The sequence below is a fragment of the Bradyrhizobium sp. RT6a genome (genome assembly GCF_040547675.1).
Lineage (GTDB): Bacteria > Pseudomonadota > Alphaproteobacteria > Rhizobiales > Xanthobacteraceae > Bradyrhizobium.
This window is the reverse complement of the sequence record NZ_JBEPQC010000007.1, coordinates 105,105-122,199: the sequence shown is the minus strand read 5'-3', so window position 1 is coordinate 122,199 and position 17,095 is coordinate 105,105. Positions and strand designations below refer to the sequence as shown.

Here is a 17,095-nt window from a genome sequence, read left to right as displayed (position 1 = left end):
GCTGTCACTTCGGTGACGTGAAGAGTATCTAAGCCTCTGTGATGCCCGGCCCCCGCGCCGGGCATCTGCATATCCAGACCCCACCAAGGCGCGCCACGATGTCCTCCACCGTCTCTCCCCTCGCACCGAAATCCGTCCCCGACATGCCCACCATTGCGGGGGTCCGTCTCGCGACGGCCGAGGCCGGCATCCGCTATAAGAACCGCACCGACGTGCTGCTGGCAGTGATGGACAAGGGCACCGCGGTCGCCGGCGTCTTCACCAAGTCGAAATGCCCCTCCGCGCCGGTGGAATGGTGCCGCGCCAAGCTCAAGGGCGGCAAGGCGCGCGCGCTGGTGGTCAATTCCGGCAACGCCAATGCCTTCACCGGCAAGACCGGTCGCAGCTCCACCGCGCTGACCGCCAAGATCGCGGCCAAGGCCGTCGGATGCACCGAGGGTGAGATCTTCCTGGCCTCGACCGGCGTGATCGGCGAGCCGCTGGATGCGACCAAGTTCGACGGCGTGCTCGGTCGGCTCGCGCAAACCGCCGAGGCCGGCGATTATCTGGCCGCCGCCAAGGCGATCATGACCACCGACACCTTCCCGAAGGTCGCGACCGCGACCGTGAAGCTCGGCAAGGCCAAGGTCACCATCAACGGCATGGCCAAGGGTGCCGGCATGATCGCGCCCGATATGGCGACGATGCTGTCCTTCATCTTCACCGACGCACCGATCGCGCCTGCCGCGCTGCAGGCTTTGCTCAAGAGCGGCGTCGAGGACACGTTCAACGCGGTCACGATCGACGGCGACACCTCGACCTCGGATACGCTGCTGGCCTTTGCCACCGGCGCTGCTGCAGAGCACGGTGCGCCAAGGATCAGCCGCGCCAGCGACCCGCGCCTGAAAGCCTTCGTCAAGGCCTTCAACCAGGTGCTCGCCAATCTTTCCGAGCAGGTGGCCCGCGACGGCGAAGGCGCGCGCAAGCTGGTCGAGATCACCGTCGAGGGCGCCAAGACCAAGGCCTCGGCGCGCAAGATCGCGATGTCGATCGCGAACTCGCCGCTGGTGAAGACCGCAATCGCCGGCGAGGACGCCAATTGGGGCCGCGTGGTGATGGCGGTCGGCAAGGCCGGCGAGCCGGCTGACCGCGACAAGCTCTCGATCTCGTTCAACGGCATCCGCGTCGCCAAGAGCGGCGCGCGCGACCCGTCCTATGACGAGGCGCAGGTGTCGGAGGCGATGAAGGCGCCGGAGATCGCGATCAAGGTCTCGCTCGGCCTCGGCAAGGGCCGCGACCGCGTGCTGACCTGCGACCTCACCAAGGAGTATGTCGCGATCAACGGGGACTACAGGTCGTAGTGTTTAGGACCACCGATAGCCGGGCCGCCGGCCTTCGAGGGCCGCTGAAGAAGCGGCCCCCTCAGGGTGACGGTGAAAGAGCTTTGGTCCAACTCAACCCGCAATCCGCGCGTCCGCGATTGCCTTCTTGAACAGCGCGTTCATCGCTTCCGAAATGCCCTGGGTGGGGCTCACCTCGAAATAGAATCCCGGCGAAGCGCAGCTCTGCATGTTCTGCGCGATCTTGCTGTTCGGAGACGGCCCCCACGGCCCGGGGTTAAAGGGCGATATCCATGTGTTGTACCAGCCGTCAGTAGGCGGCTGGTATGTCGTGTACAGCACCGCGATCTTGATCCCGCGGTTCTTGATGGTCGTGCAGAGCGCCGGATTGATCGGCGACTGACAGCGGTTCGATGACGCGAGAGGATACGAGGAAGACGAGACACTACACATCGTCATGCCCGAGTTGGCTTCGTCAGCGACTCCATCGGATACAAAGAACAGATACTTCAGCGGTGACGCGGACGTACCTGCTCCAGGCGCGGCGATTGCGGTATTGATTGCGGGAAAAATAGTGGTGAAGGGAGTATCTTTGTCGATAGTATACACGTCATTCTGACCGGCAACCGCCATCAGGTCGATGTTTCCCGCCGCCGTCTTGGCGGAGCTCAAGCTCGACGAGAGCGCGAACAGATTTCTCAATCCGATCGTCGCTGACGAAGCGCCGAAATCGTAGATCGCCATTCTGAACTGGTTCGAATAGGTCTGCGTGCTCTGGGCTGTGTCCATCAAGTTCGCGCTCGCCTGGCGCACCACGTCAATTCGGGTCGTGATGCCATTTGCTTTGGCGATGTCGTAGTTGCTTGTGCCGGCCGCCTTGGTGGTGTCGTGACAGGCGAATGCACATCCACCCGTCTTTCCCTGCAAACTCGTTATGTCGGCCGGTGTCGCTGCGACACCCATCGACGGAGAATTGTCCAGCAGGAGATAGAAGTCGACATAGAGCGGCATGTTGGCCGTCGACGCCGACGTGCCGCTCATGGTCAGTGTGGTCTTGCCGATCAGGCCGAGAAACATGGTGTTGATGGTGGCGGTGAACGAGACGGTCGAGTTGATGGTCGAGCCGGTCTTGACGACTGTCGGGGTGACGCTGTTGAGCGTATAGCCGGTCAGGTTGGCGCGATTGGCATCGAAGATTTTCTGGGCATCGGTGACGCCCACCGTGATCGAACCATCCGTGGTCATCGAGCCCGCGGCAGCAAACCCCGGCGAGGCTTTGGCGATCGCACCGACGCTGGCCGCGTCGGCCGCGCCCTGAAGCTTCGCCCGGACCTGCGTCGCGCGGGAGTAGTCGATCGCACTGCCGACAAACGTGATCAGGGGAACGCAGCAGATTGCGAAGATCACCGCAACATTGCCGCGCCGGTCGCGACGGAAGCGGCGGAAGACGGTACGAAACTCAGCGCGCATGGATCTGGCCCGGAATGGTTTCAGCGTTTCCACCCTAGGATCCGTGGATTAAATATGACTTATGGTGACCTCGGAAACACGAGCCCTAACAGGGTTAACCAACCGTTGCGGATGATCTTTCAGCGAGCGACATTCAGACATGGCTGATCTCAAACTGACGCTCGTGGTGGCCTGCGCGCTGGTCGACGCCGACAAGCGCGTCTTGATCGCGCAGCGCCCCGAGGGCAAGACGCTGGCCGGCCTCTGGGAATTTCCCGGCGGCAAGTGTGAGCCCGGAGAGCGGCCGGAGCAAAGCCTGATCCGCGAACTTCACGAAGAACTCGGCATCACCGTCGCCGAGCCGTGCCTGGCGCCGCTGACGTTCGCGAGCTACGGCTACGAGACCTTTCACCTCCTGATGCCGCTCTACATCTGCCGGCGCTGGGAGGGACAGGTCATGCCGCGCGAAGGCCAGACCCTGGCCTGGGTCCGCGCCAACAAGCTGCGCGACTACCCCATGCCGCCCGCGGACATTCCGCTGATCCCGCATTTGATTGATTTGTTGATGTGAGTTGCGCGTGCCCCGGACGCAGCGCAGCGCTCTTGCGGTGCGCTGCAGAGCCGGGGCCCAGAGGCCACAGAGCTGGGTCCCAGCTCTGCGCAGCAGCGCAAGGGCGCTGCAGCGCGTCCGGGACACGTCACTCTTTGCGCGCCTTCTGCACCGCCTCCGCCAAACTGGCTTTTGCCGACCCCGGCTTCAGCGGCTGCTGCTGGCTCGCATGCGGGGCCCAACCGGAGAGCCAGATGATATCGAATGTCGCACGGATGCGGCCGTCGGCATCGGCAAAGCGTTCCGCGTAGATTTCAGCCATCCGCAGCAGCGTCGATCGCCGGCTCGGCGTGCGCCGCCGTTCGGTCAGCACATTGGCGGCACCCATGCGCCTGATATCCTGCATCAGCGCGAACGCGTTGGCGTAGCGCACCACGACGCGGTCGACATCGGTGACCGGCAGCGCAAATCCTGCTCGCTGCAACAGCGCGCCAACGTCGCGCAGATCGGCAAACGGTGCGACGCGCGGCGAAACACCGCCCTCGCATTCGGCCTCCGCCGCGGCAAAGGCCTGGCGCAGCTCGGTCAGGCTGTCGCCGCCGATCATCGCCGCCAGCAGCAGGCCGTCCGGCCTCAGCGCGCGACGGATTTGCGCAAGCACCCCCGGCAGATCGTTGACGAATTGCAGCGCCAGCGCCGAAACCACGAGGTCGAGGCTTTCGGGCGCAAAGGGCAGCTTCTCCGCACCGGACGCATCGAGCTCAATGCGCTTGATCGAGGGCAGTCGCGCGCGCAGCACCGCGAGACCCTCGCCGGGCGTCCAGAGATCGGCCGCTGTGTGAAACTCCCGCATCACCGCGGCCAGCCGGTCGGACATGTCCTCGGTGACCCGATCCAGCAGGAAGCTCACGGCACCTTGCGCCTGCGCACGGCGCTGTCGCCCGTGCAGCAAAGCACGATCGAACAAAGCGGGCGGGGTTTGCGGGTGTTGAGCCATGCCGCTGGTTACGCCGATCATGTTGGTTATTGCAATCTCCTCTCTCGTGTCCCGGACGCGGTGCGGCACGCAGTGACGCTCCGCAGGGCCGGGATCAATGCTTCTGCGAACACAGCTCCTGGGCCCCGGCTCAGCAGCGCACCGCTACGCGCTCCGCTGCGTCCGGGGCACGAGAGTCCTGCTTGAGCCGACAATCGCGGAACGCTAGCCTCGTCCCATGGAAGCCGGCAACGTCCCTCCTCGTTCCTTCGCCGCCCCCCTGCGTGCCGCATGGACGGCTGGCCGCCATGTGCTGTCACGTGCGGCACGGCTCGCGCTCGACATCGCGCTGCCGACGCTGTGCGTGTCCTGCCGCGAGCCGGTCGACGGCGAGGGCGTGTGCGCGGCGTGCTGGGCGCGGCTGTCGTTCATCGAACGGCCCTACTGCCCGCGGCTCGGCATTCCTTTTGTGTACGATCCCGGCCCCGACATGCTGTCGATGGAGGCGATCGCGAGCCCGCCGGCCTACCAGCGGGCGCGGGCCGCAGTGCGTTATGACGACGTCGCGCGCACCCTGGTGCATGCGCTGAAATACCAGGACCGCACGGATTTGGCGCCCGCCATGGGTCGCTGGATGGCGCGCGCGGGCGGCGAGCTGCTCACCGAGGCCGACATGCTGGTGCCCGTTCCCCTGCACTGGCGAAGGGCCTGGCGCCGCCGCTACAACCAGTCTGGGGCGCTGGCGCGGGTCATCGAGCGGCAGAGCGGGGTGAAAGTGAAGGCTGAGGCGCTGCGCCGGGTACGCGCGACCGAGCAGCAGATCGGCCTGTCGCGGGCCCAGCGCGCCACCAATGTGCAGGGCGTATTCCAGGTATCCCCGGACCGTCAGGCGGACGTCCAGGGTCGGCGCATTGTCCTCATCGACGACGTCCTGACGTCGGGTGCGACGCTGGATGCCTGTGCGCGGGCCCTGCTCCGGGCCAAGGCGGCGCAAGTGGACGTGCTGGTGTTTGCCCGGGTTGTCGAGAGCCGGTGAAGTCCCATATAATTCAATGAATTCATGACATGAAAGCGCCAGGCAAGATGACCGCTGCTGTCGAGATCTACACGAGGCCGGGCTGCGGCTATTGTTCCGCCGCCAAGTCGCTGCTGACCCGCAAGAAGGCGACCTTCACGGAGTTCGATATCGCGAAGAACCCGTCCTGGCGCCAGGAGATGTACGATCGCGCCGGCGACGGCTCGACCTTCCCGCAGATCTGGATCGGCGGAACCCATGTCGGGGGCTGCGACGAGCTCTACGCACTCGATCGCGAAGGCAAGCTCGACGGCATGCTCGAAAGCGTCAAGGCGGAGTCATGAGCGACACCAGGACCTTCACTGCGGCGATGGTGCAGATGCGCACCGGCCTGATGCCCGAGCCGAGCCTCGAGCAGGCCACCAGGCTGATCCGCCAGGCTGCGGCCAATGGCGCCGACTACGTGCAGACGCCCGAAGTCAGCAACATGATGCAGCTCAACCGCAAGGCTCTGTTCGAGCACCTCCAGAGCCAGGACGACGACAACTCGCTGAGGGCGTACCGGGCGCTCGCGGCCGAACTGAAGATCCACATCCATGTCGGCTCGCTGGCGCTGCGCTTTTCGGACGAGAAAGCGGTCAACCGCTCGTTCCTGATCGGGCCCGAGGGCAATGTGCTCGCCAGCTACGACAAGATCCACATGTTCGACATCGAGCTGCCGGACGGCGAGAGCTATCGCGAATCCGCCAATTACCAGCCGGGCGAGACGGCCGTGATCTCCGACCTGCCCTGGGGCCGCGTCGGGCTGACGATCTGCTATGACGTGCGCTTCCCTGCACTCTACCGCGCGCTGGCCGAAAGCGGCGCGTACTTTATCACGGTGCCCTCGGCTTTCACCCGCAAGACCGGCGAGGCACATTGGCACGTGCTGTTGCGTGCGCGCGCGATCGAGACCGGTTGCTTCATCTTCGCCGCGGCGCAGGCAGGCCTGCATGAGAACAAGCGCGAGACCTATGGCCATTCGCTGATCATCGATCCCTGGGGCGAGATCCTCGCCGAAGGCGATGTCGAGCCGGGGATCATCATGGCCAAGATCGATCCAGCCAAGGTCGAGACCGCGCGCCGCGCGATCCCCTCGCTCCAGCACGGCCGGCGCTTCGGCGTCGCCGACCCCAAGGCGGGGCCGGACCACCTGCACCTGGTGCGGGGATCGGCATGATCCGCTACGCGCTCCGCTGCGACCGGAGCCACGACTTCGAAAGTTGGTTCCAGAGCTCGGCCGCGTACGACCAGCAGGTGAAGCGCAAGCTGGTGACCTGTCCGATCTGCGGCTCGGCCAAGGTCGACAAGGCGATCATGGCGCCGCGCATCGTCGGCAAGAAGGGCCGCGGACGCGCCACGCCGCCGCCCGAGCCCACCGCCACGACGACCGCACCCGAGGCTGCACAATCCGCACCGACATCGCTGTTGATGGCGCAGGAGCGGGAGCTGCGCGCCAAGCTCAAAGAGCTGCGCGACCACATCGTGAAGAACGCCGACAATGTCGGTGAGCGATTCGCCAATGAAGCCCGCGCGATGCATTACGGCGACAAGGAGCACCGTCCGATCTACGGCGAGGCCTCGCCCGACGAGGCCAAGTCGCTGATCGACGAAGGCATCGAAGTGTCTCCGCTCCCGACGCTGCCGGAAGATCGGAATTAAACTCCCACCAGCACCGCCACGCCGATCACGATCAGCGCGATGCCAATAATCTCTCGCGGCGCGATCGGCTGCTTGAACGAGTAATACGCCACGCCTTGCGCGAACAGCACCTCGATCAAGGCGAGCGTGCGGACATTGGCGGCGGCCGTCAGCGCGAACGCCAGGAACCAGAACTGCGAGGCGAAGGCGCCCATGAAGCCGGCGAGCAGCGATGGCTTCCAAAGGCCCAGGATCGCCTGAAGCACCTTCGGCGCGCGCCAGAGCAGATAGATCGTCAGGATCAGCGTCTGCACGAACAGGCCGAGCACCAGCGTGAATGATGCCGCCGTCACGAACGAGACATCAGGCACGTTGATGATGGCGCCGCGGAAGCCGACCGCTGACAAAGCGAACGCTGCCGCCGCGACCAGACCGGTGATGGTCGGCTTCAGTTCGGCAAAGCTCTTCTCGCCGCCGGGCCGCAGCGCGGTGATGACGACGCCGATTGTCGCGATCACGATCGCCAGCACCTTGAGCCATGTCAGATGATCGCCGAGGAAGACGAAGCCGAAGATGGCGGTCTGGATCGCCTCGGTTTTCAAATAGGCCGTCGTCACCACGAAGGAGCGGTCGTTCATGGCGAGCAGCATCAGACCAGTCGCGACGATCTGGCTGAGCGCGCCGAGCAGCAGCCACGGCCAGAACACGCCAGGCGGCATGCCGAGATGATCGCCGGTGGCGACCAGCACCACCGCCAGGAAAAGAAGCGAGAACGGAAAGCCGAACAGAAAGCGGATATTGGTCGCGCCCCAGGTCCCCAGCGGCTTTGTCAGCGACCGCTGCATCGCATTGCGCGCGACCTGGCCGAGCGCGGCAATGACGGTGAAGGGAATCCAGAGGCTGGCGATGGTGAACATGGGTGGGATGGCAGTGGGAGGAAGAGGACGTTGATGTCAACGTGCCGCTCGCGCTCAAGCAGGTCAATCACGCGGATGTCATGGGTGCGATGCTCTCGCAACAAGCACCCTGTCGTCCCTGCGAACGCAGGGACCCATAACCCCAGGGAGCAGTTTTGCGAAAGGTGACAACCCGCGCATCTAACACCATCCTCCTCCGATAGATTCCGCTGTATGGGTCCCTGCGTTCGCAGGGACGACAGTGGGAGGCTTGACCGCGTCCTTCCCTTCAAATCAGGAGATCGCTCAGATCGCGCCATTCCAGGTTTTCGCGCTCTATCAACTCGATCTTCCAGTCGCGCTTCCAGCGCTTCAACTGCTTTTCACGGGCGATCGCGTCTTCTGCCCGCTCAAAGGTCTCGGTGTAGACGAGCCGGTGCACCCCGTAGCGCTTGACGAATTTCGAGCCCTTGCCGCTCCGGTGCTCTTCCAAGCGCCTCTGGAGCGAGTTGGTGATCCCGATATAGAGTGTTCCGTGATGACCGCTGGCGAGGATGTAGACGTAATACATGCTCGGAACGCCTGTCTTGGCTAACGGCTCAGCCTGTGGTTATGGGTCCCTGCGTTCGCAGGGACGACACCGTTCGAAGGGCACGAGCTCGCACTTTACTCCCCCTCACACCATGCCTTCCGCCACCACCATGTAGTTCACGTCCATGTCTGACGAGAGGGTCCATTTGTCGGCGAAGGGGCTGTAGACGACGCCGGTCTGCTCGGTGATGACGAGGCGGTTGTCGAGCAGGTATTTCGTCAGCTCGTCGGGGGTGACGAACTTGTTCCATTCGTGAGTGCCGCGCGGCAGCCAGCGCAGGACGTATTCGGCGCCGACGATGGCGAGCGCAAAGCTCTTCCAATTCCTGTTCAGGGTCGAGACCACCATCAACCCGTTCGGCTTCAGCATCGCGGCGCAGCGCTTCAGGAAAACGCCGACGTCGACGACGTGCTCGACCACCTCCATCGCCAGCACGATGTCGAAACGCTCGCGCGGGTCGATCTCCTCAACCGTCGTGCAGCGATAGTCGATCGCGAGATGCGCCTTGTCGGCATGCAGCTTCGCGGCCGCGATGTTGCTGACCGACGGATCGACGCCGATGACTTGCGCGCCCAGGCGCGACAGCGGCTCGCAGAGCAGGCCGGCGCCGCAGCCGATGTCGAGCACGCGCAGACCGCCGAGGCAGTTGAGGCTGCGCACATTGCGCTCGAACTTGCGGCAGGCGGCATCGCGGATATAGCCGAGCCGCAGCGGGTTGATCCGGTGCAGCGGCGCCATCTTGCCGTTGGGGTCCCACCACTCGGCCGAAAGTTTTGAGAACTTTGCGATCTCGGCGGCGTCGACGGTCGAGCCCGGCTGCGGGCTTGCGGTGCCGGAAGTATTTTGCTGCATGCTCATGGGTTGCGCGCGGTCCTACCGCGTGGTGATCGAACTGCGGAAGGCGAGCGGCGAGGCGATGGTCCGGATGGTTTCGCGGCCTTCCCCCACGCCATTGATGGTGACGTCGCCATAGTTGAGAATACGTCCAAGAATGGTCTGATTCACATCGACGCTCTCGACCTTGTCCAGCGCCATCTCGAAGGTGCGGCGCTTGATGAAGCCGGTCTTGTGCACGATCCGCAAATTGGTCACGTCGGTCTCGGTGGTAAAGCGATGGAACCAGCCCTTCACGGTCCAGTACAGCGCCGCCAGAGCCACCAGGCCGGCCGCGACGAGGCAGAGCAGCACGAGCCCCTCGACGATGGTTTGCCGGGACAGGACGAACAGGGCCAGCGCCACGATCCAGGCCAGGATCGCCGGCAAATAGAAGATCCAGTGCGCATTGGTCGAATACAGCACCCGCTCGCCCGGTTGCAGGATCTCGTCGATATAACGCGCCATGACCTCGATTAACCCATTGCCCGGATTGGCCTGCGCAGGAACCCGCTTGCCCCCGGCCCCGCCCGTCTGTATACGCGCGGTCGGTATCGCAGGCACCCGTCCAGCGCGGGTCACCATACTTATCCTTATGAGGGAATGCACGCGTCGTCATGAGCCGCCTCGTGATGAAATTCGGCGGCACATCCGTCGCCAACATCGAACGTATCCGCAACGTCGCACGCCATGTGAAGCGTGAGGTCGACGCCGGCCATGAAGTGGCCGTGGTCGTCTCGGCGATGTCGGGGAAAACCAACGAGCTGGTGGCCTGGTGCACCGAGGCCTCGCCGATGCACGACGCGCGCGAATACGACGCCGTCGTCGCCTCGGGCGAACAGGTGACGTCCGGCCTGCTTGCCATCGTGCTTCAGGGCATGGGCATCCAGGCCCGCTCCTGGCAGGGCTGGCAGATCCCGATCAAGACCAGCGACGCCCATGCCTCGGCCCGGATCGAGGGCATCGACGGCAGCGAGATCATCAAGCGCTTCAGGGAGCGCAAGGAAGTCGCCGTGATCGCCGGCTTCCAGGGCATCAACCCCGAGACCAACCGCATCACCACGCTCGGCCGCGGCGGCTCCGACACCTCGGCCGTGGCGATCGCCGCCGCCGTCAAGGCGGACCGCTGCGACATCTACACCGACGTCGACGGTGTCTACACCACCGATCCGCGAATCGTGCCGAAGGCGCGCCGGCTCGACAAGATCGCGTTCGAAGACATGCTGGAGCTGGCCTCCCAGGGCGCCAAGGTGCTCCAGGTCCGCTCGGTGGAACTCGGCATGGTCCACAACATGCCGATTTTCGTCCGCTCGAGCTTCGACAAGCCCGAGGATATCGACCCGCATGCCAACCAGCCGCCCGGCACGCTGATCTGCAGCGAGGAGGAGATCATGGAAAGCCACGTCGTCACCGGCATCGCCTTTTCGAAGGACGAGGCCCAGATCTCGGTACGCCAAATCGAGGACAAGCCCGGCGTGGCGGCGTCGATCTTCGGCCCGCTCGCGGATGCCAACATCAACGTCGACATGATCGTGCAGAACGTCTCCGAGGACGGCAAGACCACCGACCTCACCTTCACGGTCCCGGCCGCCGACTACACCAGGGCCAAGGAGACCATCACCGCGGCCAAGAGCCAGATCAATTATGCCCGGCTCGACACCGCGACCGACGTCGCCAAGATCTCGGTGATCGGCAGCGGCATGCGCAGCCATGCCGGCGTTGCCGCCCAGGCGTTCTCGGCCCTCGCAGGACGGAATATCAACATCCGGGCCATTACAACCTCCGAGATTAAATTCTCGGTTCTGATCGACACCGCCTATACCGAGCTTGCGGTGCGCACGCTGCACACGCTCTACGGTCTCGATCAGGCTTAGGCTAATTTTCTCTTAGCGGTCGCAGCAAACGCTAAGGTCTCCACACTTTCGCGTTTGGCAGGCGTTTTGCTTGGCAAAACAAGCCCCAATTCGCTATACGGCGAACAGGGTGGGCTGCCGGAAACTGTGCCCCAGTTGAGGCGGCGCTGATTCGGCCCAGGCAACCGCCGGGGCCGGGGCCGGACGAGCAAATTTGTTGTTTTTCTGGATTTCTGGGCGAGCCGCCGCGGGTCCTTTCGGCCCCGGCAGACGGAGGAGATTGACGGTTCATGCGGAGCGCGTCGGGAGGTCCCCGCGTCTTGTTGAGACGGCTCCGCGAAACCATGGCGGAGCAGGTCTCGGCCCAGGAGCGGCTCGACAAGATCGTGGTGCTGATCGCGGCCAACATGGTGGCCGAGGTGTGCTCGGTCTATGTGCTGCGCGTCGACAACACGCTCGAACTCTATGCCACCGAAGGCCTCAACCGCGAGGCGGTGCATCACACCGTGCTCAGCGCTCATGAGGGCCTTGTCGGCCTGGTCGCCAGCGAAGCAACCCCTCTCAACTTAAGCGATGCGCAGAGCCATCCGGCCTTCTCGTTCCGCCCGGAGACCGGCGAAGAGATCTATCACTCCTTCCTCGGCGTGCCGATCCTGCGCGCCGGCAACACGCTCGGCGTGCTGGTGGTGCAGAACCGCGCCAAGCGCAACTATGTCGAGGAGGAGCTCGAGGCGCTTCAGACCACCGCGATGGTGCTGGCGGAGCTGATCGCCTCCGGCGAGCTGTCCGCGCTGGCCCAGCCGGGCCATGAGCCCGCGGCGCGTCATTCGGCCCAGAAGGTCGGCGCCATCCTGTCGGAAGGCATCGCGCTCGGCCATGTCGTGCTGCACGAGCCGCGCGTCGTCATCAAGGACTACATCGCCGAGGACCTGCCGAAGGAGATCAAGCGGCTCGACACCGCGCTCGCCAAGCTGCGCGCCGATCTCGACCGCATGCTGGAGCGCGGCGACGTCGCCGAGGGCGGCGAGCATCGCGAGGTGCTGGAAGCCTACCGCATGTTCGCCAACGACCAGGGCTGGTCGCACAAGCTGCACGAGGCGGTCGCCACCGGCCTGACGGCGGAAGCCGCCGTCGAGCGTGTGCAATCCGACACCCGCGCGCGCATGCTGCGCTCGACCGATCCCTATTTGCGTGACCGGCTGCATGATCTCGAGGATCTCGGCTATCGCCTGATGCGGCAGCTGGTCGGCCAGGATCACGCGCCTTCACGCGAACAATTGCCCGACAACGCCATCGTCATCGCGCGCGCGATGGGCCCGGCGGCGCTGCTCGACTATGACCGCAAGCGCCTGCGCGGCATCATCTTGGAGGAAGGCACCGCCAACTCCCACGTCTCGATCGTGGCGCGCGCGCTCGGCATTCCCGCGGTCGGCGAGGTCCCGAACGCGCCTGGTATTGCTGATCCCGGCGACGCCGTCATCGTCGACGGCACCTCCGGCATGATCTATGTGCGCCCATCGCAGGAGGTCGAGGCGGCCTTTGCGGAGCGCGTGCGCTTCCGCGCCCGCCGCCAGGCGCAGTATCTGGCGCTGCGCGACCTGCCCTGCGTCACCAAAGACGGCCAGAAGGTCGAGCTGATGATCAATGCGGGTCTCGCGATCGACCTGCCGCACATCGAAGACACCGGCAGCGCCGGCATCGGCCTGTTCCGCACCGAGCTGCAATTCATGGTCGGCCAGAGCCTGCCGCGTACCAGCGACCAGCTCGCACTTTATCGCACCGTGCTGGATGCCGCCGGCACGAAGCCCGTCACCTTCCGCACCCTCGACATCGGCGGCGACAAGGCGCTGCCTTATATGGAAGCGGTGATCGAGGAGAATCCCGCGCTCGGATGGCGCGCGATCCGGCTCGGGCTCGACCGTCCCGGCCTGCTGCGCGGCCAGATCCGCGCATTGCTGCGTGCCGGCGGCGGCCGCGCCCTGCGCATCATGTTCCCGATGATCTCCGAGGTGGGTGAATTCGATTCGGCGAAGGCGCTGGTCGAACGCGAGCTGACCTATCTGCGCCAGCACGGCCACACGCTGCCGGAAAGAATCGACATCGGCACCATGGTCGAGGTGCCGGCGCTGCTTTATCAGCTCGACGAGCTCCTGAAGAAGGTCGACTTCATCTCGGTCGGCTCCAACGATCTGTTCCAGTTCCTGTTCGCGGTCGACCGCGGCAACGCAAAAGTCTCCGAGCGCTTTGACACCATGTCGGCGCCGATCCTGCGCGCGCTTCGCGACATTGCGCGCAAGACGCAAGCCGCGAAGAAATCGCTGTCGCTCTGCGGCGAGATGGCCTCGAAGCCGATCGGCGCACTCGCCCTGATCGCGATGGGCTATCGCTCGCTGTCGCTCTCGGCCACCGCGCTCGGCCCGGTCAAGGCGATGGTGATCGATCTCGACGCCAAGAAGGCCGAAGCGATGCTCGGTCCGTTGCTGGACGCGCCCGCCGGCAGCGTCTCGATCCGGCAGAAGCTGACGGAATTTGCCGAGGCCGAAGGCCTGGCGTTGTAGCGGGCCTGTCGCCCCTTCCCGCCGCCTCGCCCTTTTCCGCATTTTTGAGACTGAACCGATGTCGTCACTCCCCGAAGCCAAACTGGACGTCCTGCTCGCGCATCACGCCTCGCTGGAGGCCGAATCGCTCGGTCAGCTCGCCTCCGAACGCTATGTGCAGATCACCCGTGAGCTCGCCGAGCTCACGCCGCTGATCGAAGCGGTCAAAGCCTATCGCTCGGCCGTCAAGGAGCTCGCCGACACCGAGGCGCTGATCGCCGACCCCGCGACCGATGCGGAGATGCGCGGCATGGCGGAAGCCGAGCGCGACGAGCTGACGCCCAAGATCGAGGAGCTGGTCCAGAAGATCCGCGTCGCGCTGCTGCCGAAGGACGCCATGGACGACCGCAACGTGGTGCTGGAAATCCGCGCCGGAACCGGCGGCGACGAGGCTTCGCTGTTCGCCGGCGATTTGTTCCGGATGTACGAGCGCTTCGCGGCCCTGCAGGGCTGGAAGGTCGAGGTGATCTCGGCGAGCGAGGGCAGCGTCGGCGGCTATAAGGAAATCATCGCCGAGGTGCAGGGCCGCGGCGCGTTCTCGAAGCTGAAATTCGAGTCCGGCGTACACCGGGTGCAGCGCGTACCGGACACCGAGACGCAGGGGCGCATCCACACATCCGCCGCCACCGTCGCCGTGATGCCCGAGGTCGAGGAGGTCGACGTCGAGATCAGGAACGATGATTTGCGTATCGAGACGATGCGCGCCGGAGGCGCCGGCGGCCAGCACGTCAACAAGACGGAATCGGCGATCCGCATCACCCACATCCCGACCGGCATCGTGGTGATGATGCAGGACAGCCGCTCGCAGCACAAGAATCGCGCTTCCGCCATGAACATCCTGCGTTCGCGCATCTACGACGCCGAGCAGCAGCGCCTCGACGCGGCGCGCTCGGCCGAGCGCAAGGAGAAGGTCGGCTCCGGCGATCGCAGCGAGCGCATCCGCACCTATAATTTCCCGCAAGGACGCGTCACCGATCACCGCATCAATTTGACGCTCTACAAGCTGCCGCAGGTGATGGCGGGCGAAGCGCTGGGCGAACTGACGGACGCGCTGACCACCGAGCACCAGGCCGCGCAGCTCGCCGCCCAGGGCGCGGCGGCGTGACCGGCGCGTGAGCAATCCCTTCACCGGATTATCCGTTGAGAGCGCGCGGCGCGCGCTGGCCGCGCAACTGAGATCGGCGCAGCTCGAAGAAGCCGAGCTCGACGCGCGTATCCTGCTCGGCGCGGCACTCGGCCTCGATCTCACAGGCCTCATCGCACAGGCCGCCCGCCTGCTCGCGGAAGTCGAGACGTCGCGGCTCGCGCAATATGGCGGGCGCCGCATCGCCGGCGAGCCGGTCGCCCGCATTCTCGGCACACGTGAATTCTGGGGCCTGCCGTTTCGTCTGTCGGAAGCAACGCTGGTGCCGCGTCCCGATACCGAGACCGTGGTCGAACTCGCGCTCGAAATCTTTCGCGAGCGGCAAGCCTCCCATCAGATCCGCATCGCCGATATCGGCACCGGATCCGGCGCCATCCTGCTCGCGTTGCTGCACGAAATTCCCGGCGCCTTCGGCGTCGGCACCGATCTCAGTCTGACCGCGCTCAAGACCGCCAGAGACAACGCCGCGGCTCTGGGGCTCGCCGACCGCGCCAGCTTCGTCGCGTGCTCCTACGCAGCCGCGCTCCGCGGCCCGTTCGATCTCATCGTGTCGAACCCGCCCTACATCCCGTCGGCCGAGATTCCGAAACTGAGCATCGAGGTGCGCGAGCACGATCCGCATCTGGCCCTCGACGGCGGCAATGACGGTTACGACGCCTATCGGGCCCTGATCCCGCAGGCGGCAGAACGTCTCGCCCCCGGCGGAGCACTGATCGTCGAGGCCGGACAGGGCCAGGCCCGGAATATTGAAACCTTGATGACGGCTGCCGCGTTGGTCGTGGACAAGCCGCCCAAGGCCGATCTGGCGGGCATCCCGCGGGCGGTTTCGGCCCGGAAAATACCCCCATAAAAGCCGGATTGGGCTGCAAAAAACCTCTTGGAATATCCCTTGGGAACGACTACCTTCCGATCAACACATCGGTGCCGGCCCCGTAGACCTACGGGCGAAAGCCGGGCTCTCGGGCGAGAGCTTACTGATAATGGTTCCAAGCCGCAGGTCCTGTTGAGCGCGATGGCCATTTGAGCTGCGCTGCTTACCGACCGCAACGTGAACGAAAGCCTGATATTGCGCTTGAAGACTTACGCAACAAAGCAGGGCTTGTTTCGGCAGGCGATATGAATGGGTTCGCTGGCGATGGATGCTGGCGGTGGGGAACGCGTCTTTTGTTGAACGCGACGGTCGACGAACATCGGCAGGGATCAATCCGCTCTTGCGTGCGGTTGCGCGCAAGCGATGTGAACCGCTGTCACCAGGTCACTCTCGGCAATCAGTAATGCGTGCAACCTTTAGGGCTGGAATTAAAGGCAGGACATGAGAAACGGTCAGAACAAGCAGCGGATGCGCAACCGCAACAATAATAATAACAATAACAACAATAATAACCGGCGCGGCCAGAACCCGATGACCCGGGTCTACGAGTCCAACGGACCCGACATCAAGATCCGCGGCACGGCTTCGCATATTGCTGAAAAGTATCTCCAGCTCGCGCGCGACGCGCGCTCCTCCGGAGACCCCGTTGCGGCCGAGAACTACTACCAGCATGCCGAGCATTATTTTCGCCTGATCGCGACGGCTCAGGAACAGTTCCGGCAGAACCAGCAGCCGCGCGGCGATGAGCCCATCAGCAATAGCAGCGGCGACGACGGCGAGGACGACGGCGAGAATTTCTCGAATTTCGGCCAGGAGCCGGGCTTTGTCCCACAGCCGCCGCCGCAGCCCTTCACGCGCGACCGCGACGGCCCGCGCGATCATCAACCGCGTGATCATCAGCCCCGCGACAACCACTATCAGCGCGACAACCAGCAGCCGCGCGAGCATCGCGAACGCGACCATCGTCCGCAGCCGCAATATCAGCCCCAGCCGCAACCGCTGCCGCTGAATCAGCCCCAGCCCGTCGTCGCCGACGCTGTCAGCGTCGATCGGCTGCCCTCTTTCATCACCGGCCCGCAACCGCAGGTGAGCGGTGGCGCGCCCGGCCAGGCCGGCTTCGAGGGTGGTGGTGGCGAGCGCTTTCCGCGGCGGCGCCGCCGGCCGAATGGCCCGCGCCCCGAGCGCGAAGCCGCTCCGGCCGCCTCGAGCGACGAAGTGGCCCCCGGCGAGTAAGCCTCAACGCTTTCGCAAGCTAACTTGCACAGGCTCTCTTGCGCCAG

The 17,095-nt window shown here is 64.9% G+C and carries 17 protein-coding genes; 11 read left to right on the top strand and 6 right to left on the bottom strand.

The genetic code is table 11. The annotated features are described in order from the left end of the window. The first annotated feature begins 98 nt into the window (after positions 1–98). Positions 99–1,340: a bifunctional glutamate N-acetyltransferase/amino-acid acetyltransferase ArgJ gene (gene argJ, locus ABIC03_RS29890; protein WP_354063397.1), complete on the top strand. Its 1,242-nt coding sequence runs from the start codon at positions 99–101 to the stop codon at positions 1,338–1,340. 93 nt (positions 1,341–1,433) lie between these two features. Here argJ and ABIC03_RS29885 read toward each other — a convergent pair whose 3' ends face one another. Continuing rightward, a complete protein-coding gene (locus ABIC03_RS29885; protein ID WP_275172714.1) occupies positions 1,434–2,789 on the bottom strand; it encodes a TadE/TadG family type IV pilus assembly protein in 1,356 nt (451 codons plus the stop codon). A gap of 139 nt (positions 2,790–2,928) precedes the next feature. Between ABIC03_RS29885 and ABIC03_RS29880 the strand changes: the two genes are divergently transcribed. Continuing rightward, on the top strand, positions 2,929–3,339 hold the full coding sequence (locus tag ABIC03_RS29880; protein WP_354063394.1) for a (deoxy)nucleoside triphosphate pyrophosphohydrolase: 411 nt from the start codon (positions 2,929–2,931) through the stop codon (positions 3,337–3,339). A 127-nt stretch (positions 3,340–3,466) separates the two neighbouring features. On the opposite strand, the gene ABIC03_RS29875 is transcribed toward ABIC03_RS29880, so the two are convergent. After that, positions 3,467–4,336 carry a methyltransferase domain-containing protein gene (locus tag ABIC03_RS29875; protein WP_354063392.1) on the bottom strand — a complete coding sequence of 290 codons (870 nt, stop codon included), beginning with the start codon at positions 4,334–4,336 and terminating at the stop codon, positions 3,467–3,469. Between the two features lie 196 nt (positions 4,337–4,532). On the opposite strand from ABIC03_RS29875, the gene ABIC03_RS29870 reads away from it, so the two are divergent. The 4 genes from ABIC03_RS29870 to ABIC03_RS29855 are packed head-to-tail and all read left to right on the top strand — an operon-like array spanning position 4,533 to position 7,010. Further along, a complete protein-coding gene (locus ABIC03_RS29870) occupies positions 4,533–5,330 on the top strand; it encodes a ComF family protein (protein ID WP_354063390.1) in 798 nt (265 codons plus the stop codon). 47 nt (positions 5,331–5,377) lie between these two features. Then, the gene (gene grxC / locus ABIC03_RS29865; protein WP_354063694.1) at positions 5,378–5,653 is read left to right on the top strand and encodes a glutaredoxin 3; all 276 of its coding nucleotides are present in this window, start codon (positions 5,378–5,380) and stop codon (positions 5,651–5,653) included. Next, a complete protein-coding gene (locus ABIC03_RS29860) occupies positions 5,650–6,528 on the top strand; it encodes a carbon-nitrogen hydrolase family protein (protein WP_275172711.1) in 879 nt (292 codons plus the stop codon). Before grxC ends, ABIC03_RS29860 begins: the two co-directional genes overlap by 4 nt. Continuing rightward, on the top strand, positions 6,525–7,010 hold the full coding sequence (locus ABIC03_RS29855; RefSeq protein ID WP_354063388.1) for a DUF1178 family protein: 486 nt from the start codon (positions 6,525–6,527) through the stop codon (positions 7,008–7,010). The genes ABIC03_RS29860 and ABIC03_RS29855 overlap by 4 nt, the downstream gene beginning before the upstream one ends. Here the strand turns inward: ABIC03_RS29855 and ABIC03_RS29850 are convergent. From ABIC03_RS29850 to ABIC03_RS29835, 4 genes are all read right to left on the bottom strand, one after another. Then, on the bottom strand, positions 7,007–7,906 hold the full coding sequence (locus ABIC03_RS29850) for an EamA family transporter (protein ID WP_354063386.1): 900 nt from the start codon (positions 7,904–7,906) through the stop codon (positions 7,007–7,009). The genes ABIC03_RS29855 and ABIC03_RS29850 overlap by 4 nt on opposite strands. 268 nt (positions 7,907–8,174) lie before the next feature. Beyond that, positions 8,175–8,456 (bottom strand): GIY-YIG nuclease family protein, encoded by a 282-nt coding sequence (locus tag ABIC03_RS29845; RefSeq protein ID WP_354063384.1) that lies wholly within the window; start codon positions 8,454–8,456, stop codon positions 8,175–8,177. A 105-nt stretch (positions 8,457–8,561) separates the two neighbouring features. After that, positions 8,562–9,335 carry a bifunctional 2-polyprenyl-6-hydroxyphenol methylase/3-demethylubiquinol 3-O-methyltransferase UbiG gene (gene ubiG / locus ABIC03_RS29840; RefSeq protein ID WP_354063382.1) on the bottom strand — a complete coding sequence of 258 codons (774 nt, stop codon included), beginning with the start codon at positions 9,333–9,335 and terminating at the stop codon, positions 8,562–8,564. 15 nt (positions 9,336–9,350) lie between these two features. Further along, on the bottom strand, positions 9,351–9,818 hold the full coding sequence (locus ABIC03_RS29835) for a PH domain-containing protein (RefSeq protein ID WP_035973495.1): 468 nt from the start codon (positions 9,816–9,818) through the stop codon (positions 9,351–9,353). Between the two features lie 149 nt (positions 9,819–9,967). Between ABIC03_RS29835 and ABIC03_RS29830 the strand changes: the two genes are divergently transcribed. From ABIC03_RS29830 to ABIC03_RS29810, 5 genes are all read left to right on the top strand, one after another. Next, positions 9,968–11,224 (top strand): aspartate kinase, encoded by a 1,257-nt coding sequence (locus ABIC03_RS29830; RefSeq protein ID WP_035973494.1) that lies wholly within the window; start codon positions 9,968–9,970, stop codon positions 11,222–11,224. Between the two features lie 269 nt (positions 11,225–11,493). After that, positions 11,494–13,761, top strand: coding sequence for a phosphoenolpyruvate--protein phosphotransferase (gene ptsP / locus ABIC03_RS29825; protein WP_275172707.1), 2,268 nt, complete (start codon positions 11,494–11,496; stop codon positions 13,759–13,761). Positions 13,762–13,819: 58 nt separating this feature from the next. After that, positions 13,820–14,905, top strand: coding sequence for a peptide chain release factor 1 (gene prfA, locus ABIC03_RS29820; protein ID WP_354063379.1), 1,086 nt, complete (start codon positions 13,820–13,822; stop codon positions 14,903–14,905). Positions 14,906–14,912: 7 nt separating this feature from the next. Beyond that, positions 14,913–15,794 carry a peptide chain release factor N(5)-glutamine methyltransferase gene (gene prmC / locus ABIC03_RS29815; RefSeq protein ID WP_354063377.1) on the top strand — a complete coding sequence of 294 codons (882 nt, stop codon included), beginning with the start codon at positions 14,913–14,915 and terminating at the stop codon, positions 15,792–15,794. 462 nt (positions 15,795–16,256) lie between these two features. Further along, a complete protein-coding gene (locus tag ABIC03_RS29810; RefSeq protein WP_063992452.1) occupies positions 16,257–17,048 on the top strand; it encodes a DUF4167 domain-containing protein in 792 nt (263 codons plus the stop codon). Positions 17,049–17,095: the final 47 nt, after the last annotated feature.

Bases quoted from the DNA above. Each gene is read 5' to 3' on its own strand.
- argJ (WP_354063397.1), top strand. From the start codon at position 99: ATGTCCTCCACCGTCTCTCCCCTCGCACCGAAATCCGTCCCCGACATG.
- ABIC03_RS29885 (WP_275172714.1), bottom strand. From the start codon at position 2,789: ATGCGCGCTGAGTTTCGTACCGTCTTCCGCCGCTTCCGTCGCGACCGG.
- ABIC03_RS29880 (WP_354063394.1), top strand. From the start codon at position 2,929: ATGGCTGATCTCAAACTGACGCTCGTGGTGGCCTGCGCGCTGGTCGAC.
- ABIC03_RS29875 (WP_354063392.1), bottom strand. From the start codon at position 4,336: ATGATCGGCGTAACCAGCGGCATGGCTCAACACCCGCAAACCCCGCCC.
- ABIC03_RS29870 (WP_354063390.1), top strand. From the start codon at position 4,533: ATGGAAGCCGGCAACGTCCCTCCTCGTTCCTTCGCCGCCCCCCTGCGT.
- grxC (WP_354063694.1), top strand. From the start codon at position 5,378: ATGACCGCTGCTGTCGAGATCTACACGAGGCCGGGCTGCGGCTATTGT.
- ABIC03_RS29860 (WP_275172711.1), top strand. From the start codon at position 5,650: ATGAGCGACACCAGGACCTTCACTGCGGCGATGGTGCAGATGCGCACC.
- ABIC03_RS29855 (WP_354063388.1), top strand. From the start codon at position 6,525: ATGATCCGCTACGCGCTCCGCTGCGACCGGAGCCACGACTTCGAAAGT.
- ABIC03_RS29850 (WP_354063386.1), bottom strand. From the start codon at position 7,906: ATGTTCACCATCGCCAGCCTCTGGATTCCCTTCACCGTCATTGCCGCG.
- ABIC03_RS29845 (WP_354063384.1), bottom strand. From the start codon at position 8,456: ATGTATTACGTCTACATCCTCGCCAGCGGTCATCACGGAACACTCTAT.
- ubiG (WP_354063382.1), bottom strand. From the start codon at position 9,335: ATGAGCATGCAGCAAAATACTTCCGGCACCGCAAGCCCGCAGCCGGGC.
- ABIC03_RS29835 (WP_035973495.1), bottom strand. From the start codon at position 9,818: ATGGCGCGTTATATCGACGAGATCCTGCAACCGGGCGAGCGGGTGCTG.
- ABIC03_RS29830 (WP_035973494.1), top strand. From the start codon at position 9,968: ATGAGCCGCCTCGTGATGAAATTCGGCGGCACATCCGTCGCCAACATC.
- ptsP (WP_275172707.1), top strand. From the start codon at position 11,494: ATGCGGAGCGCGTCGGGAGGTCCCCGCGTCTTGTTGAGACGGCTCCGC.
- prfA (WP_354063379.1), top strand. From the start codon at position 13,820: ATGTCGTCACTCCCCGAAGCCAAACTGGACGTCCTGCTCGCGCATCAC.
- ABIC03_RS29810 (WP_063992452.1), top strand. From the start codon at position 16,257: ATGAGAAACGGTCAGAACAAGCAGCGGATGCGCAACCGCAACAATAAT.